Source organism: Streptomyces sp. NPDC088810 (assembly GCF_044750305.1).
GTDB lineage: Bacteria > Actinomycetota > Actinomycetes > Streptomycetales > Streptomycetaceae > Streptomyces.
This window is the reverse complement of the sequence record NZ_JBIVJQ010000015.1, coordinates 131888-143041: the sequence shown is the minus strand read 5'-3', so window position 1 is coordinate 143041 and position 11154 is coordinate 131888. Positions and strand designations below refer to the sequence as shown.

General features: G+C 73.6%; 11 protein-coding genes. 3 read left to right on the top strand and 8 right to left on the bottom strand.

Features of this window, described 5'->3' with window-relative positions; genetic code table 11:
- Positions 1-2 precede the first annotated feature (2 nt).
- Positions 3-1043 carry a septation protein SepH gene (gene sepH / locus ACIP4Y_RS34890; RefSeq protein WP_401400123.1) on the top strand — a complete coding sequence of 347 codons (1041 nt, stop codon included), beginning with the start codon at positions 3-5 and terminating at the stop codon, positions 1041-1043.
- Positions 1044-1098: 55 nt separating this feature from the next.
- Here sepH and ACIP4Y_RS34885 read toward each other — a convergent pair whose 3' ends face one another.
- Complete coding sequence (locus ACIP4Y_RS34885) at positions 1099-1950, bottom strand: sulfurtransferase (protein WP_401400121.1); 852 nt, start codon at positions 1948-1950, stop codon at positions 1099-1101.
- Between the two features lie 318 nt (positions 1951-2268).
- Between ACIP4Y_RS34885 and ACIP4Y_RS34880 the strand changes: the two genes are divergently transcribed.
- On the top strand, positions 2269-3060 hold the full coding sequence (locus ACIP4Y_RS34880) for a VOC family protein (RefSeq protein ID WP_401400118.1): 792 nt from the start codon (positions 2269-2271) through the stop codon (positions 3058-3060).
- 69 nt (positions 3061-3129) lie between these two features.
- Here the strand turns inward: ACIP4Y_RS34880 and ACIP4Y_RS34875 are convergent, their stop codons facing one another.
- Genes ACIP4Y_RS34875 through ACIP4Y_RS34855 form a run of 5 tightly spaced genes read right to left on the bottom strand, consistent with a single transcriptional unit; the run spans position 3130 to position 8859 of the window.
- Complete coding sequence (locus ACIP4Y_RS34875; RefSeq protein ID WP_358645009.1) at positions 3130-3780, bottom strand: thymidine kinase; 651 nt, start codon at positions 3778-3780, stop codon at positions 3130-3132.
- A gap of 47 nt (positions 3781-3827) precedes the next feature.
- The gene (locus tag ACIP4Y_RS34870; protein ID WP_401400115.1) at positions 3828-5018 is read right to left on the bottom strand and encodes an alkaline phosphatase family protein; all 1191 of its coding nucleotides are present in this window, start codon (positions 5016-5018) and stop codon (positions 3828-3830) included.
- Entirely contained in the window at positions 5018-5605 is a 588-nt protein-coding gene (locus ACIP4Y_RS34865) for a DUF5998 family protein (RefSeq protein ID WP_234335867.1), read from the bottom strand. Before ACIP4Y_RS34865 ends, ACIP4Y_RS34870 begins: the two co-directional genes overlap by 1 nt.
- A 10-nt stretch (positions 5606-5615) precedes the next feature.
- On the bottom strand, positions 5616-6029 hold the full coding sequence (locus tag ACIP4Y_RS34860) for a hypothetical protein (RefSeq protein WP_401400112.1): 414 nt from the start codon (positions 6027-6029) through the stop codon (positions 5616-5618).
- A gap of 19 nt (positions 6030-6048) precedes the next feature.
- The gene (locus tag ACIP4Y_RS34855; protein WP_401400109.1) at positions 6049-8859 is read right to left on the bottom strand and encodes a GNAT family N-acetyltransferase; all 2811 of its coding nucleotides are present in this window, start codon (positions 8857-8859) and stop codon (positions 6049-6051) included.
- A gap of 178 nt (positions 8860-9037) precedes the next feature.
- Between ACIP4Y_RS34855 and ACIP4Y_RS34850 the strand changes: the two genes are divergently transcribed.
- A complete protein-coding gene (locus ACIP4Y_RS34850; RefSeq protein WP_014675499.1) occupies positions 9038-9319 on the top strand; it encodes an HPr family phosphocarrier protein in 282 nt (93 codons plus the stop codon).
- A gap of 190 nt (positions 9320-9509) precedes the next feature.
- On the opposite strand, the gene ACIP4Y_RS34845 is transcribed toward ACIP4Y_RS34850, so the two are convergent.
- On the bottom strand, positions 9510-10196 hold the full coding sequence (locus ACIP4Y_RS34845) for a GntR family transcriptional regulator (RefSeq protein ID WP_401400106.1): 687 nt from the start codon (positions 10194-10196) through the stop codon (positions 9510-9512).
- Positions 10197-10394: 198 nt separating this feature from the next.
- The gene (locus tag ACIP4Y_RS34840) at positions 10395-11150 is read right to left on the bottom strand and encodes a M23 family metallopeptidase (RefSeq protein WP_358645019.1); all 756 of its coding nucleotides are present in this window, start codon (positions 11148-11150) and stop codon (positions 10395-10397) included.
- Positions 11151-11154: the final 4 nt, after the last annotated feature.

Below are 11154 nucleotides of genomic sequence, written 5' to 3'. Positions count from 1 at the left end.
CCATGCCCGAACTGCGTGTCGTGGCCGTCTCGAATGACGGCACACGGCTGGTGCTGAAGGCTGCCGACTCTACGGAGTACACGCTTCCGATCGACGAACGCCTGCGCGCCGCCGTGCGCGGCGACCGTCCCCGCCTCGGCCAGATCGAGATCGAGGTCGAGAGCCATCTCCGCCCGCGTGACATCCAGGCGCGGATACGGGCTGGTGCCACCGCGGAAGAGGTCGCCCAGCTCGCCGGCATCCCCGTCGACCGGGTACGGCGCTTCGAGGGCCCGGTGCTCGCCGAGCGCGCCTTCATGGCCGAGCGGGCCCGCAAGACCCCGGTCCGCCGCCCCGGCGAGAATGCCGGCCCGCTGCTCGGCGAGGCCGTGCAGGAGCGGCTGCTGCTGCGCGGCGCCGAGAAGGACACCGTGCAGTGGGACTCCTGGCGCCGCGACGACGGCACGTGGGAGGTGCTCCTCGTCTACCGGGTCGCGGGCGAACCGCACTCGGCGAGCTGGACGTACGACCCGCCCCGGCGGCTCGTCCAGGCCGTGGACGAGGAGGCGCGCTCGCTGATCGGCGAGACCGACGACCTGGCCGTGCCCGAGCCGAGCTTCCCGTTCGTCCCGCGCATCGCCCGGCTGCCGCGCGAGCGCTCGATGGACCGCGCGCTCGACCGGGTCGACCGCGAGCGGCCCAGCCTGCCCGCGCAGTCGTCGGAACCGGACGAGGACAGCACGGGTGAGCGCGACTCGCTGACCAGCCTGCTGGAGGCCGTACCGAGCTTCCGGGGCGACCTGGTGGTCCCGGAACGTCCGGCGGAGCCCTCGGAGGAGCCCGACGACGAGCCCGCCGCCGAGGAGCCCCCGGCGCCCGCCGCCTCCGCCGGCTCCGCCTACGCGGACGTCCTCATGCCGCGCTCCGTCGGCAGCCACCGCGACCGGCTCATCGGCGCGACCGACCGGCAGGCCGAGGCCGACGGCGTCCGCCCCGGCCGCCGTGCCGCCGTGCCGAGCTGGGACGAGATCGTGTTCGGCACCCGCCGCAAGAAGCAGGAGTAGGTCTCCGTACGGACTCGGGAGGGGGCACGCGCGTGCCCCCTCTTCGGGCTGTGCGCTACTGCGGATCCGCCCCCACGGCCACCGGCCGCGCCGGGTCCGAGGACCACTCGGACCACGAACCCACGTACAGGGCCGCCGGGATGCCCGCCACCGCCAGCGCCAGGACCTCGTGGGCGCCGGAGACGCCCGAACCGCAGTACACGCCCACCTCGGTGTCCTCGGACACCCCCAGGGCCTTGAAACGGTCCCTCAGCTCCGCCGCGGGCAGGAAGCGGCCGTCCGGGCCCACGTTCTCCGTCGTCGGCGCCGACACCGCGCCGGGGATGTGCCCGCCGATCCGGTCGATCGGCTCCACCTCACCGCGGTACCGCTCCCCCGCGCGCGCGTCCAGCAGCACACCCGTACGGGCCAGGGCCGCGGCCCCGTCCGCGTCCAGCAGCCCCGCGGCGGCCGGCGCCGGGGCGAAGTCGCCCTCGGCCGGCTCCGGCACCTCGGTGGACAGCTCGCCCCGCCAGGACGGCAACCCGCCGTCGAGCACCCGCACGTCCGGGTGACCCGTCCAGCGCAGCAGCCACCACGCGCGCGCGGCGGCCCAGCCCTGCCCGCCGTCGTACACGACGACCGGCCGCCCGGCCGACACGCCCGCGCGGCGCATCGCGGCACCGAAATCCGCGAGGTCGGGCAGCGGATGCCGGCCCCGCGCGCCGGGCGCGGCGGCCAGCTCCCGGTCCAGGTCGACGAAGACCGCGCCGGGGATGTGCCCGGCCGCGTACGCGGCCCTGCCGTCGAAGGCCGGCGCGCCCGCCGCCTTCGCCACGCTCAGCTGCCAGCGCACGTCCAGCAGCGTGGGCGGGTGGTCCCCGGTCAGCTCGTGGGCGAGATCGGATGCGGTGATGATGGCTGTCATGGCGTCCATCCATACGTCAGGGGTGGCCGCCGCGTCCAGGTCCGGCTACTCTGCTCGGCCGGACAGGCTCGATCACCGGGCGTACCGGATCGAGCACGTGCTGTACAGCCGACGGACACCCGTCGGCCATCGTCAGGAAGCGGCGAAAGACGGCAGATCGGGCATCCTCCCGGAGTGACGGCCGAGCGGCGCGGTACGGCCCCGCGGCACCGCCGGAGGATGCGGGCACCGGCACGGGCGTACGCGCCAGCGGCGTGGACCCCTTCCGGGGAGCGGAAGCGACACGGCCACCGCGAGGGGCCGGGGAGAGAGTGATCGATGACCGATGCACGGGAGTCGGCCGGTCCGCACGCGCGGCGCGTGCCCGGCACGCCCAGTTGGGTGAGCCTGATGGTGCACGGGCTGGATGCCACCGAGGAGTTCTACGGTGAGCTGTTCGGCTGGGAGTTCCGGCCGGGCCCGCAGCAGCTCGGCCCGTATGTGCGGGCGCTGCTGGACGGGCGGGAGGTGGCGGGCATGGGCCAGCTGCCGCCGGACCGCCGGCTGCCGGTCGCCTGGACGCCGTACCTCGCCTCGGACGACGTGGACCAGACCGCCGACACGGTACGGCTGTGCGGCGGCACGGTGGCCGTCGGCCCGCTGGACGCCGCCGAGGCCGGGCGGATGGCGATCGCCGCCGACCCCTCCGGGGCGGTGTTCGGGATCTGGCAGGGCTCCGCGCTCTTCGGCACGGCGATCAGCGGCGTGCCCGGCACGCCCGTCTGGAACGAACTGGTCACCTTCGAGACGGAGAGCGTCGCGAAGTTCTACAAGAGCGTGTTCGGTTACGAGGAGGAGCCCGTAGTCTCCGCCGACTTCGACTACCTGACCCTGCGCCTGGACGGCCGGCCGGTGGCCGGGCTGCACGGCGTGGGCCACGCCCTGCCCCGGGACCGGGGGCCGTACTGGCGGACGTACTTCCAGGTCGCCGACATCGGTGCGACGCTGCGGCAGGTCACCGGGCTGGGCGGGCGGATCCTCCGGCCGGCCCACGACAGCCCGCACGGGCGGGTGGCGACGGTGGCGGACCCGGAGGGCGCCGAGTTCTCGGTGGTCCAGGATCCGCGTTGAGTCCTGCGCGCCGGAGCCCTGCCTCAGTCTCAGGAGCCCTCAGGTGACCTCGGGAGTCCGCAGGAGCCCTCAGGAGGCCGAGACGGGCAGTACGTCCGGGGACAGGGCCGCCGCGCGGGCCGACGCGGCGGTCATCCGGCGCCGGTGGTGGCGGCGGCACAGCACCTCGTAGCCGACCTCGCCCGCGGACTGGTTGACGTCGCCGACGACCACCTGGGCGCCCTCGACCACCATCTCGCCGCCTATCGTGCGGGCGTTGTGCGTGGCCCGGGCGCCGCACCAGCACAGCGCCTCCACCTGGAGCACCTCGATCCGGTCGGCCAGCTCCACCAGCCGCTGCGAGCCCGGGAACAGCTTGGAGCGGAAGTCGGTGGTGATACCGAAGGCGAACACGTCCAGGCCGAGATCGTCCACCACGCGCGCGAGCTGGTCTATCTGCTCGGGCGCGAGGAACTGCGCCTCGTCCGCGATCACATAGTCGGCCCGGCCGCCCTGCGAGAGATGGTCCACGAGGTAGGCGTACAGGTCCTGGCCGTCCTCCACCTCCACCGCGTCGGTGACCAGGCCCAGCCGGGAGGACAGCTTGCCCTCGCCCGCCCGGTCGTCCCGGGTGAAGATCATGCCGGCCAGTCCGCGCGCGGAGCGGTTGTGCTCGATCTGCAGAGCCAGCGTCGACTTCCCGCAGTCCATCGTTCCGGAGAAGAACACCAGCTCGGGCATGAGGGGTTGAGCACCTTTCGGTGAGTCGTCGGGAGGGGCGGAACGCTTCAGGAGCGTACTTCGAGCAGCGGGACCAGCTGCTCGGCAGGGGTCATCGAGCCGTGGTTGCCGACCAGCGCCGACTCCTTGGGCTCCCGCTCGGAGGCGATGATCAGGACGTCGTCGTGCGCGGCGGCGATCACGTCCCCGATCCGCGCATACACGCGCTCGTCCACCTGCGGTCCGAACCAGCCGGCCGCGATCGCCTCGTCCCGCGAGGCCACCCAGAACTGCTCGCCGAGCACCTCGCGCCAGACGGTCAGGACGTCGTTCGCCGCGCCCGGCACCGCGTACACGTGCCGGGCCCGGCCCTCGCCGCCCAGCAGGGCCACGCCGGCGCGCAGCTCCCAGTCCTCGTCGAAGTCGATGCGGTGCTGCTCGTCGAACGGCACGTCGATCATGCCGTGGTCGGCGGTCACGTAGAGGGCGCTGCGCGGCGGCAGCTGCTCCGCGAGGCGCTGGACGAGCCGGTCGACGTTCATGAGCTGGCCGCGCCAGGTGTCGGAGGCGATGCCGTAGCGGTGTCCGGCGCCGTCCAGCTCGGAGTAGTACGTGTACACCAGCGAGCGGTCCCCGGCGGCCAGTTGCTCGGCCGCCAGGTCCATGCGGTCCTCGCCGGTGAGCCGGCCGTGGAAGCTGCCGCCGCTGAGCGCCACCTTGGTGAGCGGCGTGTGCTCGAAGGCGGGCGAGGACACCTGGGCGGCGTGTACCCCGGCCTCGTGGGCCAGCTGGAAGACGGTGGGGTACGGCTGCCAGGAGCGCGGTTCCGTGTACGGCTGCCAGCGGAGCTGGTTCATCAGCTCGCCGGTGCCCGGGTTGCGCACGGTGTACCCGGGCAGGCCGTGGAGGCCGGGCGGCAGGCCGGTGCCGACGGAGGCGAGGGAGGTCGCGGTGGTCGCCGGGTAGCCGGCGGTGAGCGGGCGGCCGGTGCCGCCGCGCGAGCTGCCGAGCAGGGAGGTCAGGAAGGGAGCCTCGTCCGGGTGGGCCCTGAGCTGCTCCCAGCCGAGCCCGTCGATCAGGAAGACGCAGACCCGGTCGGTGGCGGTCAGTTCCCCGATCGTGGCGGTCAGACCGGGCACGCCCATGCCGGCGGCCAGGGTGGGCAGCAGGTCGGCCAGGGAGCCGGTGCCGTACTCGGGCAGCGGCGCGGTGTCCAGGGCGAGCGGTTCCGGGTGGTCCCAGGCGGAGAGCTGGGACATCAGCGCGTGAGGTCCGCGGTCGCCTCCGAGATGGCCTGCGCGAAGGCGAGCGCCTGGCGCACCGTCTCCGGGCCGTCCCCGGCCTCGCTGACGCGCAGGCTGAGGTCGTCCGCCGTGGAGCTGCCCGTGTACCCGTGGTCGGCGTCGCAGTTGGGGTCGCCGCAGGCGGCGGGCTCCAGGTCGATGCGGCTGACCGCGCCCCAGCCGATGGTCAGCACGACCTCGCGGGGCAGCGTGCCCGGCGTGTACTGCTCCGGGTTCGCGACGACCCGGCTGACCACGACCGAGGAGATCCGGTCGAGTTTCACGGACTCGGTGGAGGTGGTGGCGTACGGCGTCGGGGACGTGCTGTCGGCGGCCTGCTCGTCGGTGTGGCTGACGATGAAGCGGTTGCCGGTGAGGACCAGCACGGTGACGTGCCGGCGCACCTCGTTCTGGTCGAACGTCGTCTCCTGGTGGACCAGGTACGACCGGACGGGCTCGCCGCCCACCGCGGCCTCCACCGCCTCGGCCACGAGGGCCGGGTAGTAGCCGCTGCGCTCGATCGCCGCGCGCAGCCCCTGGGTCGTCGTACTGGTCTTGGCCATGGCGTCCATCCTAATCCGTGGGCAAGGGCGGTCCGGGCCAGTCGCGCGGACCGGGGGCGGCCTGTGCATCCGCGCGCGGGTGCCTGCGCACGAGCCCCGGCCGGACGTCCAGCCGTCCGGCGGCGACCAGACAGCGGACGGCTTCCCGGCCGCCGGCGTCGGCTTCGAACGCGACGACGAGGGGCGCTTCCTCACCGAGGACCCGCGCGAGACGCGTCGTCTCCTCGGTCGTGGGCGGCCGGAAGACGGGGTCCTGGAAGGCCGGCGGGCAGGAGACGAAGAGCGGGTCGGTGAAGATCACCTCTAGTCCGTGGTGGTGGGCGAGGTCGTACCCGGCGGCCAGGCGCAGCTGCCCGGCGTCGCAGGCGATGATCTCCCAGTCCCACCAACTGCCCTCGGGCAGCTTCCGTCCGGCGATTTCCATCCGTCCCCCCTGGTCCCGCTCAGTAGGCCGGCAGCGTGCGCGGGCCCAGGTCGTCGCGGGCCGGCGGGGGCGCGAGCCGGACGGTGGCGCCGAGGACGCTCACGCCGTGCGGGGCGACGACGACCGGCTCCAGGGTGACCGCGACCACCTCGGGGTGGTCGTCGACCAGCCGGGACACCCGCAGCAGCAGTTCCTCCAGGGCCGGGGTGTCCACGGGGGTGGAGCCGCGCCAGCCGAACAGCAGCGGTGCCGTCCGGATCGACCGCACCAGCGAGGTCGCCTCCCGGTCGGTGACCGGGACCAGCCGGTGGGCCATGTCGCCGAGCAGCTGGGAGGCGGCGCCGGCCAGGCCGAAGGACAGCACGGCGCCGGCCGCCGGATCGATCACCGCGCGTACGACCGTGTCGACGCCGCGCGGTGCCATGCCCTGCACCACCGGCCGCAGTTCCTCCGGCTGCCCGAACAGCTCGGTCAACTCGGTGTACGCCCGCAGCAGTTGATCCTCGTCGGCGAGGTCGAGGCGGACCCCGCCGAGGTCGGCGCGGTGCCTGAGGTGCGGGGCGGTGGCCTTGAGGGCGACCGGGTAGCCGAGCGCGCGGGCGGCCTCGACTGCGGCCTCGGGGGTCGGCGCGGGCAGGGCGCGGCGCACGGGTATGCCGTACTTGCCGAGCAGCTCGCAGGTCTCCGCGTCGGAGATGGTGAGCCCTTGCCCGCGTGTGAGCAGCTCGCCGATCAGCCGGGCGGCCCCCTTCTCGTCGACGTCGTCGTACTCCGGCACCTTCCCGGGGTCGGTCGCCTCCCGCCGCCACCCGGCGTACTTCACGGCTTCGGCGAGGGCCCGGACGGCACGTTCGGCGGCGGGGTAGGCGGGGATGAGGTGGGTGCCTTCGGGAGGGGTGGTGAGGGCGGCGGGGACGGCCGCTCCCGCGGGGCCGGGCGCCCTGTCGCCGGCCCCGGGGGCGGTGCTCGCCGCGGCCGACAGGGCCTCGGCCAGTCCGCCGAGTTCCACGTGCACCACCAGCACGGGTTTTCCCGGCACGGCGGCCGCGGCCGACCGCAGCGCCTCCGCCAGCTCGGCGTCGCCCGGCGAGCCCTCCCCGATCGCGGGGATCGCCGTGACGACGACGGCGTCGTTCGTGCCGTCGGCCAGCGCGGCGGCGAGCGCCCGGTGGAAGTCCTCCGCGGTCGCCCCGGTCGTCAGGTCCACGGGCCGGGCCGGCCGCAGCCCCTCGGCCAGACACCGGTCGTACGTCAGCACGCCCAGCGACTCGGAGTTGCCGAGGATCGCCACGCGCGGGCCCGCGGGCAGGGGCTGGCGCGCGAGCAGCAGCCCCGCGTCGACCAGTTCGGTGATCGTGTCGACCCGGATCACGCCGGCCTGCCTCAGCAGCGCGGAGACGGTCGCGTACGGCAGCCGCGTGGCCCGTACCGCGTGGCCCTGCGGTGCCGTGCCGGTCCCCTGCACCACCACGAGGGGCTTGGCCGCCGCCGTCCGCCGGGCGAGGCGGGTGAACTTGCGGGGGTTGCCGATGGACTCCAGGTACATGAGGACGACGTCGGTCTCGGGGTCGTCGTACCAGTACTGCAGGACGTCGTTGCCGGAGACGTCGGCGCGGTTGCCGGCGGAGACGAAGGTGGAGACGCCGGTGACCCCGGTGACGCCTCCGCCGCGCCGGTGCAGCCGGGACAGCAGGGCGATGCCGATGGCGCCGGACTGGGCGAACATGCCGATGCGGCCGGGGCGGGGCATCTCGGGGGCGAGCGAGGCGTTCAGCCGGACGTCCAGGGCGGTGTTGATGATCCCGAAGGCGTTCGGGCCGATGATCCGCATGCCGTACGCGCGCGCGGCGCGGACGAGGGCCCGCTGCCGTTCGCGCCCCTCGGGGCCGCTCTCGGCGTATCCGGCGGAGAGCACGACCAGTCCCTGGACGCCGTGGTCGCCGCACTCGGCGACCACGGCGGGCACCTGCTCGGCCGGTACGGCGACGACGGCGAGGTCCACGGGCCCGCCGATGTCCCGCACCGAGCGGTGCGCGGGCACCCCGTCGACCTCCTTGAGGTCCTCCGGGAAGACCTTGTTCACGGCGTACAGACCGCCGGTGTAGCCCGCTTCGCGGATGTTGCCGAGGATGCTGCGGCCCACTCCGCCGGGTGCGCGCCCGACGCCGACGACCGCGACCGAGCCGGGCGCGAGGAGCCGTCGTACCGAGCGGGCCTCGGCGCGCTGTTCCCGCGCGCGCTGCACGGCGAGGGAGCGGTCGGTGGGTTCGAGGTCGAACTCCAGGCGGACGACACCGTCCTCGAAGCTGCGCTTCTGTGTGTACCCGGCGTCCGTGAACACCTTGATCATTTTGGTGTTGGCGGGCAGCACCTCGGCGGCGAAGCGGCGGATGCCCCGCTCGCGTGCGACGGCCGCGATGTGCTCCAGCAGGGCGGAGGCGACCCCGCGGCCCTGGTGGGCGTCCTGCACGAGGAAGGCGACCTCGGCCTCGTCGGCGGGCGCGGAGGCGGGCATGCCGTCGGCGCCGATGCGGTCATAGCGTACGGTGGCGATGAACTCGCCGCCGATGGTGGCCGCGAGTCCCACCCGGTCCACGAAGTCGTGGTGCGTGAAGCGGTGGACGTCCTTGGCGGAGAGCCGTGGGTACGGCGCGAAGAAGCGGTAGTACTTCGACTCGTCCGAGACCTGCTCGTAGAAACTGACCAGGCGGTCGGCGTCATCAACGGTGATGGGCCGGATGCGTGCGGTGCCCCCGTCACGCAGCACCACGTCCGCCTCCCAGTGGGCGGGGTACTGGTGCCGGTCCTGCCGGTCCGCCGAGGTCTGCATGGGCCCCAGAGTACGGCTCGCGTACGACAACGGCGCGAGGCAGTCTGTGGAGGACGGGAAGCCGGACCGAGGCCGCGGTCCGGCGCCACGGCGGAAGGGGACGGACGTCCCCTCCGGGCACGCTTCACGATATGGGAAACTGGTCTAGACAACCCTGAACACCGAAGGGCAGCAACACATGGCTGAGCGCCGCGTCAACGTCGGCTGGGCCGAGGGCCTCCACGCCCGCCCCGCCTCCATCTTCGTCCGAGCCGCCACGGCCGCAGGCGTCCCGGTGACGATCGCCAAGGCCGGGGGCAACCCCGTCAACGCGGCCTCCATGCTCGCCGTTCTGGGCCTGGGCGCCCAGGGCGGCGAGGAGATCGTCCTCGCCTCCGACGCCGAGGGTGCGGACGCCGCACTCGACCGGCTGGCCAAGCTGGTCTCCGAGGGCCTGGAGGAGCTGCCCGAGACCGTCTGAGCGAGCACCGCACAGAGCGCCGGAGCCGCGTTCGCCTTTCGGGGCGGCGCGGCTTCGCCGTATGCGCGTCCGCCCGGTGCCGTCGATTCACCGGCGGCCCGGGAAAACCGCATGAATTACCGCACCATGAATTCGGGCAGCAGAAAACACTCCGCCCCGGAATAACCCCTCTTTGTATACGGCGCCCGTGTTAATGCCGCTGGCCCGACATGTTTACGGCTTGTTGCGAAGTCCTCACACGCTCCGCGGCACCGGAAAAGCGCAGCCGGTGCGCGCCCGTCGCGCGCTCGGCGTGCAGCGTGGTGAGCGCCCGCGCGCGCTCGGCGTCCCCGCGCGCCACCGCGTCCACGATGGCGCCGTGCTCCGTCCAGGACTCCATCGGGCTGGCCGGCGCCTCCACCGTGTACATCCAGGCGATCTTGTGCCGCAGCTGGGTGAGCATCGAGGTGAGCGAGGGGCTGCCGGAGGCCTGGGCGAGCGTCTCGTGGAACCAGCCGCCCAGCGAACGCAGATCGTCGCTGCCGCCCCGCCTGGCCCGCTCCTGGCCCAGCCGCACCAGGCCGCGCAGCACCTTCAGGTGGGCCTCGGTGCGGCGCTGGGCGGCCCGGGCGGCGCCCAGCGGTTCCAGCAGCATCCGCATCTCCAGCAGGTCGGCGGCCTCCTGCTCGGTCGGCTCGGCCACGCACGCGCCCGCGTGCCGGCGCGTCACCACGAAGCCCTCGGCCTCCAGGGTGCGCAGGGCCTCGCGCACGGGGACGCGCGAGACGCCGTACCGGCGGGCCAGGACTTCCTCGGTGAGGCGGCTGCCGCGCTTGTAGACACCCGCGACGATGTCGTCCCGGACAGCGGTGCACACCGAGTGCGCCGGAATACGCATGACCGACCTCCGCCTTAATCCCCGTGAAACGTCGACGATGGACGTGTGTTCCGTGACTCTATTCCAATGAGCCGGAATTTCCGACGGCGGGTCGTAATCCATGGATATTTTTTGGTCAGCGGATCCGGCGGACACTGCGAAAAACGGCGAAAGCCCCGGCTAGGTGAGCCGGGGCTTCGTAGGGTCGTGCGCGGGGCGTCAGACGTTCACGCCGTGCTTGCGGAGGTAGGCGATCGGGTCGACGTCCGAGCCGTACTCGGGGGTGGTCCGGGCCTCGAAGTGCAGGTGCGGGCCGGTGACGTTGCCGGTCGCGCCGGACAGGCCGATCTGCTGGCCCGGGACGACCTTCTGGCCCACCGTGACGCCGATGGAGGACAGGTGGCCGTACTGCGTGTACATGCCGTCCGCCATCCGGATCACGATCTGGTTGCCGTACGCGCCGCCCCAGCCGGTGGAGACGACCGTGCCGGAGCCCACCGCGTGGACGGCCGTGCCGCTGGCCGCATGGAAGTCGATGCCGGTGTGCGAACCGGAGGACCACAGGGAGCTGCTGGCCTGGTAGCCCGTGGAGACGTACGAGTGCCCGATGGGGGCGACGAAGGTGTTCAGCCGCTTGCGCTCGGCCTCGCGGGCGGCACGGGCCTTGGCCGCGCGCACCTCCTCGGCCCGCTTGGCGGCGGCCTTCGCCGCGGCCTCCTCGGCGGCCTTCTGCTCGGCGGCCTGCTGCTGGGCGGTGGCCTGCGCGTCGATCTGCCGGGGGACGTCCTCGGTCACGGTGAGAACGGGGACGAGGCCGGTCTGCTCCGTGGGGCTCTCGGCGGCGAGCGCCGGGGAGGCGGCGAGGGTGCCGATCACGCCGGTGGTGGTGAGGGCCGCGACGCCGGCCGCCTGGGCCGTGGTCCGCTTGACCCGGCCGGGCTTGCGGTGCTTCCCGGTGGCGCACATGAACGCCATGAAG

Bases quoted from the DNA above. Each gene is read 5' to 3' on its own strand.
- sepH (WP_401400123.1), top strand. From the start codon at position 3: ATGCCCGAACTGCGTGTCGTGGCCGTCTCGAATGACGGCACACGGCTG.
- ACIP4Y_RS34885 (WP_401400121.1), bottom strand. From the start codon at position 1,950: ATGACAGCCATCATCACCGCATCCGATCTCGCCCACGAGCTGACCGGG.
- ACIP4Y_RS34880 (WP_401400118.1), top strand. From the start codon at position 2,269: ATGACCGATGCACGGGAGTCGGCCGGTCCGCACGCGCGGCGCGTGCCC.
- ACIP4Y_RS34875 (WP_358645009.1), bottom strand. From the start codon at position 3,780: ATGCCCGAGCTGGTGTTCTTCTCCGGAACGATGGACTGCGGGAAGTCG.
- ACIP4Y_RS34870 (WP_401400115.1), bottom strand. From the start codon at position 5,018: ATGTCCCAGCTCTCCGCCTGGGACCACCCGGAACCGCTCGCCCTGGAC.
- ACIP4Y_RS34865 (WP_234335867.1), bottom strand. From the start codon at position 5,605: ATGGCCAAGACCAGTACGACGACCCAGGGGCTGCGCGCGGCGATCGAG.
- ACIP4Y_RS34860 (WP_401400112.1), bottom strand. From the start codon at position 6,029: ATGGAAATCGCCGGACGGAAGCTGCCCGAGGGCAGTTGGTGGGACTGG.
- ACIP4Y_RS34855 (WP_401400109.1), bottom strand. From the start codon at position 8,859: ATGCAGACCTCGGCGGACCGGCAGGACCGGCACCAGTACCCCGCCCAC.
- ACIP4Y_RS34850 (WP_014675499.1), top strand. From the start codon at position 9,038: ATGGCTGAGCGCCGCGTCAACGTCGGCTGGGCCGAGGGCCTCCACGCC.
- ACIP4Y_RS34845 (WP_401400106.1), bottom strand. From the start codon at position 10,196: ATGCGTATTCCGGCGCACTCGGTGTGCACCGCTGTCCGGGACGACATC.
- ACIP4Y_RS34840 (WP_358645019.1), bottom strand. From the start codon at position 11,150: ATGGCGTTCATGTGCGCCACCGGGAAGCACCGCAAGCCCGGCCGGGTC.